The sequence below is a fragment of the Psychrobacter sp. S4(2024) genome, from assembly GCF_036861305.1.
GTDB lineage: Bacteria > Pseudomonadota > Gammaproteobacteria > Pseudomonadales > Moraxellaceae > Psychrobacter > Psychrobacter cryohalolentis.
Genome location: NZ_JAZAQR010000003.1, coordinates 516,400 through 533,520, shown reverse-complemented (window position 1 = coordinate 533,520; position 17,121 = coordinate 516,400). Strand labels below are relative to the sequence as shown.

General features: G+C 43.9%; 10 protein-coding genes. 6 read left to right on the top strand and 4 right to left on the bottom strand.

What is annotated here, in order from left to right; all coding sequences use genetic code 11:
• The first annotated feature begins 49 nt into the window (after positions 1-49).
• Positions 50-913 carry a universal stress protein gene (locus VLA57_RS10090; RefSeq protein ID WP_133104281.1) on the top strand — a complete coding sequence of 288 codons (864 nt, stop codon included), beginning with the start codon at positions 50-52 and terminating at the stop codon, positions 911-913.
• 156 nt (positions 914-1,069) lie between these two features.
• Here the strand turns inward: VLA57_RS10090 and VLA57_RS10085 are convergent, their stop codons facing one another.
• From VLA57_RS10085 to VLA57_RS10075, 3 genes are all read right to left on the bottom strand, one after another.
• Positions 1,070-6,892, bottom strand: a complete 5,823-nt coding sequence (locus tag VLA57_RS10085; RefSeq protein ID WP_133104280.1) for a YadA-like family protein — start codon at positions 6,890-6,892, stop codon at positions 1,070-1,072.
• A gap of 312 nt (positions 6,893-7,204) precedes the next feature.
• On the bottom strand, positions 7,205-8,896 hold the full coding sequence (locus tag VLA57_RS10080; RefSeq protein WP_133104279.1) for a sensor histidine kinase: 1,692 nt from the start codon (positions 8,894-8,896) through the stop codon (positions 7,205-7,207).
• Positions 8,896-9,588: a response regulator transcription factor gene (locus tag VLA57_RS10075; protein ID WP_133104278.1), complete on the bottom strand. Its 693-nt coding sequence runs from the start codon at positions 9,586-9,588 to the stop codon at positions 8,896-8,898. Before VLA57_RS10075 ends, VLA57_RS10080 begins: the two co-directional genes overlap by 1 nt.
• A gap of 290 nt (positions 9,589-9,878) precedes the next feature.
• Between VLA57_RS10075 and VLA57_RS10070 the strand changes: the two genes are divergently transcribed.
• Both VLA57_RS10070 and ggt read left to right on the top strand, forming a co-directional pair.
• Positions 9,879-10,400 (top strand): Spy/CpxP family protein refolding chaperone, encoded by a 522-nt coding sequence (locus VLA57_RS10070; protein ID WP_133104277.1) that lies wholly within the window; start codon positions 9,879-9,881, stop codon positions 10,398-10,400.
• A 272-nt stretch (positions 10,401-10,672) separates the two neighbouring features.
• Positions 10,673-12,610 carry a gamma-glutamyltransferase gene (ggt, locus tag VLA57_RS10065; RefSeq protein ID WP_133104276.1) on the top strand — a complete coding sequence of 646 codons (1,938 nt, stop codon included), beginning with the start codon at positions 10,673-10,675 and terminating at the stop codon, positions 12,608-12,610.
• Positions 12,611-12,619: 9 nt separating this feature from the next.
• Here ggt and VLA57_RS10060 read toward each other — a convergent pair whose 3' ends face one another.
• The gene (locus tag VLA57_RS10060) at positions 12,620-13,423 is read right to left on the bottom strand and encodes a helix-turn-helix domain-containing protein (RefSeq protein ID WP_133104275.1); all 804 of its coding nucleotides are present in this window, start codon (positions 13,421-13,423) and stop codon (positions 12,620-12,622) included.
• A 329-nt stretch (positions 13,424-13,752) separates the two neighbouring features.
• Here VLA57_RS10060 and VLA57_RS10055 point away from each other — a divergent pair, with 329 nt between their 5' ends.
• The 3 genes from VLA57_RS10055 to dapA all read left to right on the top strand — a co-directional run bounded on the left by VLA57_RS10055 (position 13,753) and on the right by dapA (position 17,105).
• Positions 13,753-14,775 (top strand): proline racemase family protein, encoded by a 1,023-nt coding sequence (locus VLA57_RS10055; protein ID WP_133104274.1) that lies wholly within the window; start codon positions 13,753-13,755, stop codon positions 14,773-14,775.
• Between the two features lie 96 nt (positions 14,776-14,871).
• Positions 14,872-16,119 (top strand): NAD(P)/FAD-dependent oxidoreductase, encoded by a 1,248-nt coding sequence (locus tag VLA57_RS10050; protein ID WP_133104273.1) that lies wholly within the window; start codon positions 14,872-14,874, stop codon positions 16,117-16,119.
• A gap of 104 nt (positions 16,120-16,223) precedes the next feature.
• Positions 16,224-17,105, top strand: a complete 882-nt coding sequence (gene dapA / locus VLA57_RS10045; protein WP_133104272.1) for a 4-hydroxy-tetrahydrodipicolinate synthase — start codon at positions 16,224-16,226, stop codon at positions 17,103-17,105.
• Positions 17,106-17,121: the final 16 nt, after the last annotated feature.

Here is a 17,121-nt window from a genome sequence, read left to right as displayed (position 1 = left end):
TGATTGACATAAAGTTGGTAGCGAAAAAATAAGCATTTAAGGATGAATGATGACAACTCAACAGCACGTTTTGGCTTGTATTGACGGCTCAGCAGTGACAGAGTCTGTTTGTGACTATGCAGCATGGTATGCAAGGCGACTCAATATTTCGGTAGGACTGCTGCATGTCAGTGATGTGGCAGCGTCTATTAGAAGAGACTTGTCTGGGGCGATTGGCATCAATAGCCGTCAATTCTTGCTAGATGAATTGTCTCAGCTGGACGAGCAAAGAGCCAAGGTAGTCAATAGCTATAGTAACGCCTTGGTGCAAGATGCCAAAAGCCATATCAAAAATCAGTTTGATGACGTAGATGTCCATGTTTATCAGCGCCGTGGCAAGCTACTGCCTGCTATTGAGCATTTTACAGCGCATAATCGTGCCATCGTTATGGGACGCCGCGGTGAAGACCATAAACATAGTCGCATCAACATCGGCAGCCAAATCGAGACAGTTGCACGAGCGTCAAGCATACCGGTGCTCATTTGCTCAGAGAAATTCAAAGAACCTCACTCATACATGGTAGCCTTTGACGCTAGTAAAACAGCGATTAAAGCCATAGCTATGCTGTCAGAGAGCAAATTATTAAAAGGCATGCAAGGTCATATCGTGATGGTCGGTAACGATAATGAAACCGCCAAACAAAGCCTTGCCGATGCCCGCGCGCAGATGGCAGCAGCAGGATTTTCAGTAGAGACTCATCATCTCCAAAAGCTTGACGCGGTCAATGGATTGTTAGCTTTTCAAATGGAGCATGCAATCGATATGATTGTGGTGGGGGCTTATGGCAGCTCAAAATTACAGCATCTGTTTCTTGGCAGCACTACAACAGAGATTATCGCCAGTACGCTGTCACCGGTTATTTTAGTGCGCTAATAGTTAACCAGCGTGATTATATTTTTAATCTGTTCTGTCGGTTTTTATATGTTGATAAATATTCATTAAAGAAGCAAGGCATCTAATGCCTTGCTTCTTGTATCTAACTAATGATTATGATTGTCATTTCGCTTAGATGTTCAGTCAAATAGGTGTTTAGTCAAAATGGAAACCTGCACCTATGGCTGCACCTACGTTGCCTTGAGTATCTGCAGTACCATTTAGCTTCATGACCCAACGTCCATCGGCGGACAGTTTCGAAAAGCCGATAGCAACGGCACTTTCACCATTATACGTTGCGATACCACCACCTATCATAGACTTACCGATGATGTAAGCTTGAGGCAATGAAGACATCGCCATGGCTGCTGAGATACCAGCGTTGGCATCGTCCTCAACCTCGCCAATTCTATAACCCAGCTCATTGATGCTGTTGCCTAGGTTTCTATTGACTGCATCCAATTGACCGAAGTTCACAGCGTCTCTAGGTTGCATGCCGTCCGTGACATTGGTTATCTTAGTGCCAGCAGCATTGATACCGGCTGCTGTCATACTAGGAGCAGTTTCACCATTACCTGCATATATACCGGCTTTAGTGATACTAGAACCACCTGCAATAACGACTCCGTTTGTGCTGACGGTTGTATCACCAGTCGTCACGCTGTCAACATTGATGTTGCCGTTTAAATCAAACTTAATGCTACTGCCTGCTGATGTCGTGGTGATATTATTGCCACCTTTAAAGATTAGTACGCTCTCATCGCCTATTGGTTTGTTGATGTTAGCGCCACTGTCTGCACCAAAGTTGAGGCCAGCATCGAGCTTGTCCGTGTTAGATTTGATGTTTGTGGTATTGGTGGCAATATTCGTGGTGTTCGTTACAATATTTCTCGTATTGGTTGCAATGTTTATCGTATTGGTTTCTATATTTGTGGTATTGACTTGAACGTTTTCATTGATTTCAATCGTACCTTGTCTGATAGAACCAATCGCACCATCAATACTACCCTCGCCTGTCCCACCGATATTACTGTTGGTAAACGTACCATCTACAGGATTGTAGACCGTATTACCACCAATGATACTGCTTATGCCACTGCCTTGCGCATAAAGCTGACTGCCGTTGATAGCGTCTTGACTACTAGCCGACACACTACCGTTTCTGACATTGGTGATTTTTTTGTCAGCAGCATCGATACCACTTTTAGTGACACTAGGACCGCCTGCAATAGTGAGACCGTTACTATTTATAGTGGTGTCACCTGTTGTTAGACTGTCAACAGTAAGGTCTGGATTTAAATCGAAACTAAGGTCATTAGCGCCTGCAGGTATAGCCGCCACGCGCAGGCCTGTACTGGAGTCGAGGGCAGCCGCATTACTGATTAACGTTCTAGACACTTTGATGTTACCATCTCTGCTATTCATATCAACGCTACCCCCTTGTTTTACCATAGTGGCAATGTCACCTTGAGCCGTAATTCCCCAACCTTGGTCTAAGGCAATAGTCACTTCTCTTAACTGCCCGACGTTTACCGCATCACTATTTAGTAGGCCTGTACCAACATTGCGAATGATGTTACCACCATTATCAAGACCACGGCTGCTAAGAATAACGGTTCTACCTGAGCCATTACTAACGAAGGTAAAGCCATTGTTATTCATAAAAGCATTACCAGTAGTAACGGAGGTTACATCCAAAGCATCAGCTAGCTGAACTTCCAACTTGCCATTGTTAGCTACTGTGCGGATATTTTTTGCAGATGCTGTTTTAGAAGCATCTAAGGTACCCACGATTTCAAGTTTCTGTCCAAGATCCTTATGGATATTGATGCCATCATTACCAGCGAAATCCAAACCTTTAGTCGCGATATCACTAACCGCACCTTTAAGGTCACCAATATTTGCCGCGTTGGTGAGTGTTTCGCCGCCGCTGAGGACGTTTGTGATTTGATTGCCACCGTTGTTAAGACCATTGTTGGTAAGAACTACTTGACCGTTGTCACCACGATATAACGTAATACCAGCATTATTAACTTGAGTATTTCCAGTGGTGACGCTACCAGTTTCACCAAGGTTAATATCTTTAGCCAGTCTGACGGTTAAAGTATCATCACCATTGGCCGTGACGCTAATATTTTTCGTTGCTGGATCAGCATTGATAGTATCGCCACCTTTAACAATGAGTTTTTGACCAAGCTTACGGTTAACATCTGTACCGCTGTCTCCGCCAAAGTTTAAGCCTTTATCAATGGCAGTGTTAGTCAGATTTAACTGTCCAACATTGACGGCATCCATATCTTCTGTGCCAGCTTTGACATTCGTGATTTGATTGCCACCGTTGTTCAGACCACTATTGCTTAGCGTAACCGTTTGGTTAATACCACCTGTTAAAGTGATGCCGCTAGTATTCATGACCGTGTTACCTGTCGTGACACTAGTCAGACCGGTTAAGTCTTTGGCCAGCGCTACCTTGATACCACCGCTTTCAGGAGTCAACAGAATATTGTCACCTTTAAGGAAGTTGGCAGTATTGTTTGCCTTTGTGATAGTTTTGACAGCAGTGCCATCAATCTGAGTCACAACAGACTGTAGGGCACTATCTGCACTACTCAAGCTAGTTTTGGTCGCGGTGCTTAGATCCACTTTGTAGTCTGTAAGGTTAGTTGTCGCATTTTTATCGCTAGGAGTAACTGTTACTGCATCTGAACCTGCTGATGCGGTCGTGCCTTTAGCATTGACGGTGTAAGTATCTTGTCCATTCAGTGCTGTAGTTTTAGTCACACTAGCAACGTTAGTACCTGCAGCAACTATCGTTTTGAGGCCACCAGCAATCGTCTGAACATCACCGATGTTTGCAGCATTGGTTTCAACTGCGCCCCCACTAAAAACGTTCGTGATTTGATTACCACCGTTGTTAAGACCGGTGCTTGTTAAGCTGACAGTTTTAGCTGGAACAATATTAGTGATAGTGAAACCAGTACTGTTTAATTTTACTCCACTATTAATGAAACTAACACCGCCATTATCCATCACAGTATTACCAGTGGTGACGGAGGTTACATCTAAAGCATCAGCCATCTGAATCTCTAACTGACCGTTGTTTTCTACCGTTCGGATATTTTTTGCAGATGCTGTTTTAAGAGGATTTAAACTGCCTACAATTTTAAGTTGCGTACCAAGATCCTTATGGATGTTGATATTATCATTACCAGCGAAGTTTAGACCTTTAGTTACAATAGTAGTGTTTTGACCATTAAGCTGATCAACATTCACTGCATCAGTACCAGCAGCACCTGCTACAACATTGTGAACCTGGTTACCACCCATGCTGACGTTGGTGCCCAGAGCCATACTGACTTTATCGTCCTCGACAATAAAACGACCAGCATTAACATTAAGGGCTTTGCTGCTAATCGTACCTCTGTTAATAAAGGTTTGATTACTTGGGTCAGAACCCACAGTAACTGTGTCAAGATCCGTTAGGTTCTTAGCCATCACGACGTTCAGTTTGCCATTGAGGCTGTCAACACGTAGGTTTGCACCCGATGCATCAGCAGCATTCGCCAGCTTACCTTCGATGCTCAACGTTTCGTTCAACTTCTTATTAATGGTAGTGCCAGTGTTACCCGCAAACTTCAGGCCGTCTTCCATCGTGGCAACTTGGATATCGTCGATAACGATACGTGTGATACCATCACCACCATTAACACCTGGTACGCCGTTAATGACACCAATGGTACCTGATACACCAGTGGGACCCGTTAGACCGATTGTGCCGTTCGAACCATTGATAGCAACACCGGATACACCATCTTTACCATTAACGCCGATAAAGCCGTCTTTGCCATCGATACCTGAAGTACCAACACTAATGTCATCACTCAATGCAACAATAAGGTCATTACCTACATTGGTAACGCTAATATTCTTATTGTCACCGTTGATAGTGACTACATCGTCTGGTTTAACATTGCTCTTTGCACCATCACCAGAGTCGGTCCGTACGAACCATCCTTTGTTGGCCGTTTCGTTAACTTCTTCAATGGACTGATTGGTTGCATACAACTGGCTACCATTGATAGCATCAGTGCTGTTCTCGTTGACAGCACCTGCAGCGACATTGATAATCTGACGTTCCCCATTAACGAAACCAACGCTCACCACACCTTTTGCAGCAGAACCTTGACCTCCATAAGTGTAATATCTTGTATTAATAATAACCCCAGTCTCAGTCGTAGCAGCACGATCAGTAGATAAGTTACCTAATACAACACTGTTGTTTTGCGTTGTCGAAACATTATTACCGAGAACAAAGGTGTTATTGTTATTGATAGTATTGTCGTTACCAAATGCATAACTATCTGTGCCGCCAACCTCATTAGGATCACCAAATGCACCTGAATTGTTGCCTATTACTTTGTTGCCTGTACCGATGGCGATACTATTTATACCAATAGCCTCAGCACCTTCACCGATGGCTACACTCGATATACCATTGGCTTTAGCTTTTTGACCAATTGCAACTGAGTTTTTTGCCTCAGCCTTTGCTTGGACGCCAATGCCTGTAGCGTTTTCTCCAGCAGAAACAGATCCACGCCCAATAGCCATACTATTTAAGCCTTGAGCTGAAGAGTTAGTACCTACTGATATACTACTTTCACCTACGTTTCCTTTAGCTATATTGCCAGCATTATTACCAATAGCTATAGACAAATTACTAGTAATACCTGCACCAGCAGTAGCACCTAAAGCAAGGTTGTATTCACCTGTTACGTTTGAACCAGCTCCATTACCAAACGCTGAGTTGGCTTTACCAACTACATGCGAGCCAGAGAAGTTACCAACTGCTGTATTTCTGTCACCGGTAACTGTGTAGCCCGCAGTAGGGCCCATCGCAACGTTAGCACTACCAATTACTGCGTTACCTGAGAAGGCACCAATAGCTGTATTGGCGTGACCGTCAACATTACGACCTGCACGCTCACCTAATGCTGAGTTAGAATCACCATAGACTCCATTACCAGCCGCAGCGCCAATTGCAGTATTTTGTCCTACGATCGAATAAGGTCTATATGCTGGGTTACCACCTACTGTAGTTCTTGGCGTAGCACTTACATTTGAGCCAGCACTTGCCCCTATTCCTACGTTACCCGACGATAGTACATTCTGACCTGATGCATTGCCTACAGATACTCCTTCTCGAGTATTAACAGTTGACCCAGTTCCAGAACCTGTACCGATGGTGACCGTAGTCTGTCCAACTGCAGAAGCATTCTTACCAATTGCAATTGCGTCTACACCTTGAGCACCTAGGTTATCTTCATTCGTGCCACCTGTTGATTTGACACTGAAATACTTTATCCTATTGGCTGAAACCACCCTATTAACATCACCGATGTTTGCCGCATTGGTTTCAACTGCGCCCCCACTAAAAACGTTCGTGATTTGATTACCACCGTTGTTAAGACCGGTGCTTGTTAAGCTGACAGTTTTAGCTGGAACAATATTAGTGATTGTAATACCTGAGTTATCCACTAAGGTATCGCCAATAGTGAGACTACCCTCATCGGTTAGATCAATATCTTTGGCTAACTTAATGGTTAACGTTTTTGGATTATTAGGGGTAGTACCATCACCACCACCACTGCCTACGACACCAATGTTGTTATCTGTTAGATTGATAGGATTACTTTCACCACCTACAATGTTAAGTTGAATAGAAGCGTCAAGCTTCCCACCAATGTCACCCTCAAAGTCTGAAGCAGCATTCGCTTGTATACAAAAACCAGCCGCCATTAGACCCAGCCCGATAGCCGTGAGTTTGAAAGCACTGGTAGATAAAAGATTTTCTGTCGTATTGATGGTAGCGTTTGCACTCACGCTAGATTTGGAATATTTGCCACGTGCCTTTGCGTATTCACCAACTGCAGTGAAACAGTTTAAGGCTTCATTCCATATTACCTTATAGATGCGGTTCATGATGTATACTCCCTTATAGATTTGTCTGATTTAAAAAATCGAAGTTAAAATCCATTTTGTAGAGAGTCGATGTAACAAAAGAAAACAGTTATGAGGCAATAGGATTAGAAGTTAGGGTTAAAAAATTACTTAGATGATTATTTGAGATATAAAGCGTCTTATTTTGTAAATCATTATAACTCTCTGTATATTATTATTAACGAATATACAGAGAGTCTCAATACCATACATCGGTAATTTACTACCGTTCATCCGTTATATTCTTATTAGTGAATATATGTTGATGAAATATTTTCTTATTTGAGGTTGTTTCTATTCAATAGGTAATATTACTTTTATCACAAGCCCTAATATGTCATCTTGGCGATTATGGACAGTGATCTGACCTCTATGTGCCATCACTACAGCATGGACGATTGCCAACCCCAGTCCATAACCGCCCGTTTCGCGATGGCGCGCCGTATCAAGCCTAACAAAAGGCTGAAAAATACGCTCCAGATCCTTTTCTGCAACACCGCCGCCCTCATCAGTGATGCTTATTTCAATAGCTGACATGTTATTATTCATCTTCACTGCTTGTATCTCAGCCATCACTGCGGAATCAAAAGCAGTATGCATAAAGGCATTACGGATGATGTTTTCAAGGGCACTATGCAGCTGTTCTTGATTGCCCATTACTGTGCAAGAATCTGTCAATAAAGACGGATTCGCATGCCATTGCCAATATATATTTTTATGCTGAAACTCAAAACAGACATCTTGACCAATCTCATTAATAATTTCACAGATGTCTACTGCCTCATTTTCTAAAGTGTTGATGGTATATTGCTGCATTTGCAACGATTGAATACGGATAATTTGCTCAATCAGCTCATTCATTCGCGTTGACTCTTTATCGATGCGGTCAAGATAACGACTCGCATTGGGCGCAAAATCTCGTGTCAGCTCAGTCGCTACATCAAGACGGGCCAGCGGCGAGCGCAGCTCATGCGAGATATCACTTAACATCTGCTTGCGTGCCAGCTCACTGTCAGCGAGCCGCGTTGATAGTAAAGCGACATCTTTTGCTAATAACCCCAATTCGTCAGAACCCAGACTTGATAACTGCGGATTGACTTCATAGTTGCCATCTATCATCCGGTGTACGGTATCCTGCACACGCCCAATACGCCGAGTCAACGTACGACTGAGCCAAAAGCACACCAACACGCTAAAGAGTATAATCAACAAAAGCCGCAGTATAAAATTGCCCCGCTGTAGCTCTAACACATCCTTAAATAATAGGTGCGGACGCAGCTGTACGATAACGCTGTCATTATTTGGCATAACCACTGTAACCTCAGCTAACTCAGGTCGGCTATCAATGTCAGCAATGGCTTTATGAGACGGTATTGGTTTTAAAATATCATCGAGGCTAAAAGGTTTATCATTCGGGCGCTCGCTTTTGACGCCATCCTTATCAAAGGAATACGCCCTATAAGGGTTCTTATCGACACGGTCTTTATCACTAAGTTCACTGTAATCAGATGTTTTATTGTCAGTACTGCTACTCACAGAATTGGACATATTCGGTGGTACAGATGATTGCTCACCTTTTATCTGCAAGTCTATTGCCTTTATACTTGCCACGTCACGTGCTTGACGCCGCTTGACTCGATTTTCTCGAAACCGATATCTTGGAAATATAATAGCGCCCTGCTCATCGTATATCCTGATTTGGCTCATGAGTCTTCGATCTTCATTATAAATCTGCTTTACAGCAGATAAATCACCCGCCTTCAAGGATATGACCAGCCGCTCACGCTGAATGAGCAGCTTATCAATTTGAGAATCCATACGAGTAGCAAGCTCTCGCTCATTAAGCCAGCGCTCTACTGCTATAGATAAGATAGAAGTGATCAGAATCATCGCCAGCAAACTCAAAAACAGTCGCCAAAATAGCGACACAGGTATGCTCAGCTTCGGTTTGTTTATCGCTGTAGGATTTTGGGCAGCTTCTGTCATTAGAGTACCAACTGATAGCCTTTACCACGAATTGCCTTGATTGGCTCATCATGGAAAGGTTGAAGTTTTTTACGCAGGCGCGAGACATGGACATCAAGGCTACGGTCAAAAGGCTGTAGTTCTCGCTGCAAGACATGCTGTGATAGCCACGACTTACTGACTACCTCACCTTTTTGTCGTAATAAAGCCAGCAATAAATCAAACTCTGTACCTGTTAATTGCAGCTCAACGCCATCTATCTGGCAAAGCCTTTGCTGTTGGTCAAGATATAAGCGACTACTCGGCAGCGGTAATTGCTCGGTAAAACTGACCGCAATACTGGTGCGCTTAATCACCGCATTGATGCGTGCCAGCAGCTCACGCGGATTACAAGGCTTGGTAATATAGTCATCAGCGCCAAGCTCCAGCCCGATGATACGGTCTATCTCCTCCCCTTTTGCGGTAAGCATAATGACAGGGATATCACTAATAGCAGGTAGCTGACGTAACACACTGAGCCCGTCTATTTTTGGCATCATGATATCGAGCACCAACAAATCATAAGGCGAATTATCTTGCATCGTCGTCTTTAATCGCTCTATGACCGCTTCGCCATCATGCACGCAGTCACAATGAACATCGTGATTATGCAGATATTCTTGCAGTAATTGAGTCAACTCTTCGTCATCGTCACCCAATAAAATATTTGACATTGTTATCACCTTATTATTGTATCTCTCAATCATCTTATGGCTCATATTATCAAGCAAGCGCTACCTATGCGCTATAAACGTTACCTTTCTTAATGTTTCATAAATGTTCGTAACCTCTGGCTGTCGTATGATAGTGGTTATCAAAAACAAGTTGATGCTAATTTACAATGTCGAGCAATTATTCATATTAGTGATTTATAGTAGTGATTCATAGTGACTATCCGGGACGCTCGATCAAGACTAGAATTATCAGATATACCCTCACTTTTACAAAAATTAAGGTAACTCTTATGCAAATGACGCAAATGAAAAAATTATTGATGGGTTCAGTATTAGCGATGTCCAGTGTGTTGACCGTAACTGCCTGCAGCAGTGTCAATGCCTCTACTGAGGCGACGCCAACCACGAGCAAAATGCAGCATAAAGGCATGAAAGACGGCATGAGAGGTCCGATGGCACAGCTAAATCTAACAGCGACGCAGCAGGCACAAATCAAAGCCATCATGCAAGAAAAACAGGGCGATCGCAAAAATGACCGTGCAAAACATCAAGCAGAACGTATGCAAATGCAGCAGCAGATGCAGGCATTGACGAACGCTAATACCTTGGATAACGCTGCCATCAATCGTCTTGCAGACCAGCAAGCAGCTAAAAACAAGCAGCGCTTTATTGAACGCGTTCAAACCCAACATGCCATTTCGCAAGTACTCACAGCTGAGCAGCGTGCAAAAATGGCACAGTTAAAATCAGAAAGAACAACCAAAGGTCATCATGGTTCAAAACAGCGTAAGATGCATAACCAAGCGCAGTAAGATATAAGCCATGGAATTAAAAAGCATTAGTTAGATAAAGTAAGAACATTTAAAGAAGCGTATCGGCTTACCGATGCGCTTCTTTTCCTCTGTATTTTACATTTCCTAAATTCAATTACCTCATAACCGTTTTCTTATCTGAAAACGAAAGATGTCAAAGTCCTTTCTACTACTAGCAATATTCGTTACTATTTAACCTTATCAGTTAATCTTATTGATTAATCCTGTATTTTTAGCCCAATTTCTTTCATCCTCGTAAAAAGGACTTTGCGATGTCAGCTCTATATTCTCATTCTCATCAGACACAAGCGCCCACTTATAAGACTTTAAAATCTGCAGCGTTAATTATTGGCAGCACGCTATTATTTTCTGTATCTGCCCATGCGGTAGACACAAATACTGCTGTCGCTTCAAAAACCATCAATCCAACCTCGATTAATACCAGTGCGATTAATCTAACGGTTATGAAAGAAAATCCCACGGTATTGTCTGAGACGCAGCGCGTGACACGAGCGAAAAGTAACACGTTCACGCCTAAGGCCACGCAAGCCAAAACCGATCAAGCCATCTATTCTGTGGACGCTATCCACCATCCTGTTTGGGCAAAAAACGGCATGGTTGCTACCCAAGAAGCACTGGCTTCTGATATCGGCTTAAAGATTTTGAAAGATGGTGGCAATGCCGTTGATGCTGCTGTAGCTGTTGGCTTTGCGTTAGCGGTGACATTACCGCGAGCCGGTAATATCGGCGGTGGCGGATTTATGATGGTATATGACGCCAAACAAGGTAAAACAGTGGCACTTGATTATCGTGAAAAAGCCCCTAGTAGCGCCTCGCGTGATATGTATCTCGATAAGGAGGGCAATGCCGTCAGTGATTTATCTCGTTATCATGGCTTAGCAGTTGGTGTGCCGGGTACGGTCGCAGGCTTACTCAAAGCGTTAGAGGATCATGGAACCATGAGCCGCGGGCAAGTAATGGCACCAGCGATTGCGCTGGCTGAAAACGGTATCGAAGTCACTGCTGGTTTGTCCGAATCGCTAGAAGCGTTAAGCGATCGCTTACAAAAATGGTCAAGTACCAAAAAGATATTCTTTAAAGCCGATGGTAGCACTTATCAACCGGGTGAGCGTTTAAAACAGCCGGAGCTGGCAAAGTCCCTTAAACTGATTGCGGCAAAAGGTAGTGATGGTTTTTATAAAGGCGAAACCGCCCGTAAACTAGTTAAAGCGGTCAATGAAGCAGGCGGTAAAATGAGCTTGCAGGACTTGGCGAATTATCAAGCCATTGCCCGTACGCCGGTCAAAGGCGATTATCGTGGTTATGAGATTGTCTCAATGCCACCACCGTCTTCTGGTGGTATTCATATCGTGCAGATTTTAAATATCTTGGAAGGCTATCCGCTAAAAGACTATGGTCAAAACAGCGCCCAAACCATTCATTTAATGGCTGAAGCTATGCAGTTGGCTTATGCAGATCGTTCTGAGTATTTGGGGGATTCTGATTTTATTGACGTACCCGCTAGCGGTTTAACTGCCCAGCCTTATGCTGATAAGCTACGCGCGTTAATCAACCCAAATAAAGCCACGCCAGCAGCAACTATTAAGGCAAATAACCCTCTACCTTATGAGAGTGATCAAACCACGCATTTTTCTATTGTCGATAAAGACGGCAATGCAGTAGCCAATACGTATACGCTGAACTTTTCTTATGGGACGGGGCTTGTTGCTGAAGGTACGGGGATACTGCTCAATAACGAGATGGATGATTTTTCTGCCAAGCCCGGTGTACCAAATGGTTACGGCTTAATCGGCGGCGACGCCAATGCGGTTGAAGCCAATAAACGCCCGTTATCTTCGATGAGTCCAACAATCGTATTTAAAGACAGCAAACCTTATATCGTCACAGGCAGCCCGGGTGGTAGCCGCATTATCACAACTGTCACGCAAGTCATCTCAAATGTTATCGACCACGATATGAATATCGCTGAAGCCACGCATGCTCCGCGCATTCATGACCAGTGGCTACCTGATGAGATTCGTATCGAAAAAGCCCTTAATGTAGATACCATTAAAAAGCTCGAGTCTATGGGACATAAGGTCAGTCAGCAGTCAGCCATGGGCTCAACGCAGTCGATTATGATTACCCCAAATGGCGTATACGGCTCTTCGGATCCACGTATTGTCGATGCTGCGGTGGTTGGATACTGATTTAATTTTTTATGATAAATGCGTTTGGCGAAATTGGCTGGGTGACAAGCCCGTAAACTGTTTGAACTGGCGGCTAAAGGCGCTATGATCACTATAGCCGCAGTTCAATGATATTTGAGTGACTGACATCTCAGGCATGGCTAATAGCTTAACCGCATATTCTAGCCTCAGCTTTTGTACAAACTGTAAAGGCGACATATTTAGCACCGCTTTAAAGGTGCGCTCCAACTGCGATAAGCTCAAATGTGCCAGCTCCGCCAGTTCTGCGATATTGATTTTCTGATCAAGATTGCCGCGTACAAACTGTGCTACTTCAGCCAAGCGCGCGTGCTTACGTAAAATGCGTTCGTTATCTTCATCAATATCGACGGATATCCCAACCATTGCGACCACTTGTTGACTGCTATTATAGATAGGCAGTTTATTGGTAATACACCAACCTAACTGACCAGATGCATAACTGTGCAGCTCTAAATTATCAACGATTGACTTCCCATCTCGCAACACTTTCATATCCTGCAAGATATAATCCTTACTCTGCTGATGAGAAAACACCTGCTCAGTGGTAAATCCCACAATGTCACTATGCTGACTTAACTTACAACGCTTTAACAAGGTTTTGTTTGCCAGCTGATAGCGAGCCTGCTCATCTTTCACAAAAAACACTACATTCTTTAAAGTATCAAGTAGAGGCAGTAATAATGAGACGTTACCAATAAATGCCTCACTACTTTCTGAATAATAAGTAGCCATGCTCTGCCGCAATGAGGCAGTAAAGCCGACAAGCCCCGCCTCTTCTATTACATCCATCATCCTATGTCATCCCTGTCATCTCAATCCCAGTCATTCACAAGTAATACTATTTTCTCGTCCCTTACTAAAGATAGTAAATCTCTATCAAAACACTACTTAATCAGAAGCTATCTCACGATGTCTTTTTCTCATTAAACACCATCATTATAGCCTCTAGTGTACACCGAGCCACTGTGCAGGAATGCGCATTTTTTCATCAGAAAACAGCAAGACGCTGTATCTAAAAAAGTTCATTCTATATACAGACCGCGTTAACACGATGGTTTTGACAAGGTCTAGCAAACAACAATGGAATGTTACTTTTTCACGGATGAATTAGGATGTCGGTCATGGCTTCTTCTCTATTTAATTTCAAAATTATCGACTCGCATACGGGCGGTGAGCCTACTCGCATGGTCTATGACGGCTTTCCTGACCTCGTCGGCGATACTATTCAATACAAGCTGCAATCATTCAGACAAAACTTCGATCATCTACGTCAAAGCATCATTTTAGAGCCCCGCGGTAATGATGTCCTTGTTGGCGCGCTACTCCTTCCTGCCAGCAATCCTAAAGCCACAGCAGGCGTTATATTTTTTAATAACGCTGGATATCTGGGCATGTGCGGTCATGGCACGATTGGCGTCATCGTCTCTTTAGCTTATCAACAAAAAATATCAGCAGGCATACATTGGCTAGAGACTCCCGTAGGTCTGGTTAAAGCAACCCTACGTGATGATGGCAGCTGCAGTGTACAAAACGTCCCTTCTTATCGTTATAAAAAACAAGTCGAAGTTCACGTTCCTGAGTTAGGGCTTATCCGCGGTGATATCGCTTGGGGTGGCAACTGGTTTTTCTTAGTGAGTGAGCATGGACAAAACATTCAAGCCAGCAACGTTAAACAGCTTACTCAAGTAACCATGCAAATTAAGCAAGCACTACTCAATGCCAACATCACTGGCGACAACGGCGGCGAGATTGACCATATTGAGTTATTTTCTGATAGCGATGATACACAAGTAGATAGTAAAAACTTCGTTTTGTGCCCAGGTTCAGCCTACGATCGCTCCCCTTGTGGTACCGGCACAAGTGCCAAACTTGCTTGCCTAGCGGCTGACAATAAACTCGCTCCTGAACAATTATGGCAGCAACAGGGCATAGTCGGCAGCGTATTCACTGGCAGTTATCAGCATGCAACTGAGCTTAATACTGAGTTGAATACCGATCTTAGTACTAAGCTCAATAATGCAGCTGGTACGGCTTATCCTGCACAGACCATTATCCCAACGATTCGTGGTCATGCTTATGTTTGTGCTGAGACCACACTCATTGTGCAACAAGACGATCCCTTTAAATGGGGACTCCCATCTTAATAAAATCACAGCATTATTTATGAAATGACAGGTTTATTGATAAACGCGTGAACACTCTTAAAACCGCTTAATCGACGAACGTAAGCGAGAAAAATTATGACTATCTCAAACGTCGACTTACATATCATTGGAGGCGGCATTATCGGTCTAGCGGCTGCGGTGACGTTGCAAGCGCGAGGCGTAAAGGTCGCACTGCTGGACGCCAATGAAGTGGGTCAAGGCGCATCATTAGGTAACGCCGGTCATATCGCTACCGAGCAAGTATTCCCCATTGCTGATGCCAGCATGCTCCGTCATGTACCCGCCATGCTATTGAATCCGACTGGACCGCTGCGCATAGACTGGCGCTATCTGCCGCGTTTGATGCCTTGGGCGATGCAGTTGCTGATGAATATGCGCCCTGAGCCATTTGAGCGGATTCATCACGCGTTGTTAAGCTTAAATAAAAACAGCCTGCAAGCGTGGCAAGGCTTTGCTGATCGGTGGCAATTGGGTGATTGGATACAAGTAAAGGGTTCGTTATTAACGGTTGAAAAGCCTAGTAGCCTTGAGCTATTAACAGCACACGGTAAGCGTCTCAATGACATTGATGTGAGCAATGAGCTGCTGAGCAAAGAGGATTTATTAGAGCGTGAGCCTGCCTTACAAGACAATCAGTTAGCAGCGTTATTTTTCCCAAATACAGGACATATCACCAATTTAAAAGCCGTTATCAATCAGCTTCACGATACCTTTAGACAATTGGGCGGTCATGTCATTGAACATTGTCGCGTCCTTGCAGCGACGAATGATGCAGATGGTATTCATTTGACCACCAGTCAAGGTGATATGACCGTGTCCAAAGTGATGCTAGCAGCAGGCGCCCACTCTAAAGCCTTGGCCAAGCAATTAACGGGCGTCAACATCCCTTTAGATACCGAACGTGGTTATCACTTAATGCTACCTCATGAAAGCGCGCGCTTACAGATTCCCGTATCGAGTTTGGATCGACGCTTTGTCATGACTCCGATGCAAGACGGCCTACGTTTGGCGGGTACGGTGGAGTACGCAGGACTGGACGCGCCTGCCAATATGCAGCGTGCACATATGCTATTACAACAAGCGCAGCCTATGTTAAAAGCGCCGTTAGATGCTAGCGATAGCGTGTCATGGATGGGGTTTCGTCCATCGACCGCAGACTCCTTACCAGTCATCGACAAAATCGAGCGTGTATTTTTAAGCTTTGGTCATCAGCATTTAGGGTTAACGCAAGCTGTCGTTAGTGCGCAAATGATTGCCGAATACTATTTTGATGAAGACCATACGATTGATCCAAAACCGTATCAACTTGCCCGCTTTCAATAAGCTATTTATTAAACGGTTATAAACCCAGCAAAAATCAACCGATTCATCATTGAATCATTACCCATTAAATCACCAACAATATCAACCCCAATAAGGATAGTCTCATGAACATAAATGGAATTTTAGTCCCAATCGTCACCCCTTTCGACAATAACGGCGACGTTGATGCGCAAAAATTAACGACACTGGTCGAAGCCTTTATTGAAAAAGGCGTTGCTGGTATCGTCGCTTGCGGTACTACAGGTGAGTACTATACGTTTTCGGCGGCAGAGCGCGAGCTCGTATTAACCACTATCGCTGAAGCCGCAAAAAATAAAGGCGCTGAGAATAAAGTCACTCTGATTGCTGGTATCAACAGCTTATCGACTGACCACTCTATTGAGCTTGCCGCACAAGCCAAAGCCTTAGGTTATGACGGCCTTATGCTGTCTGCCACCCCTTATAGCTTACCTGAGCAAGATGGCATTATCGCGCATTTTGAAAAAGTTGCGGATGCCAGTGAGCTGCCGATTATTATGTACAATTTCCCTGATCGTGTTGGCGTTGCCATTGAATTTGACACTGTTGCTCATCTAGCTAAGCATCCTAACATCGTCGGTGTAAAAGAAAGTAGCGGCGACTTTAGTCATGCGCTACGCATGCTGCAAGCTGATTTTGACAATTTTGAGGTGGTTTGTGGCTGTGATGATCAGCCCGTTGATTTCTTCTTTTGGGGTGCAAAAAGCTGGATCGCAGGCGCAGCGAACGTCTTCCCAGCAGAGCAAGTTTCATTATTTAATGCCACTCAGCAAGGGGACTGGGATAAAGCCAAGCAAATCATGAGTGAGATTTATCCTGCTATTCATTCTATGGAATCTGGCAACTATAACCAAAAGGCAAAAGCGGGCTGCTTAAAAGGCAGTATGGATGTTGGCTCAGTTCGTGTGCCATTAACTGACATGCCAGAAGATGAAAAAGCAGAGTTTTTAGCCTTACTATCTAAATAGCACTCACCTCAGCTTA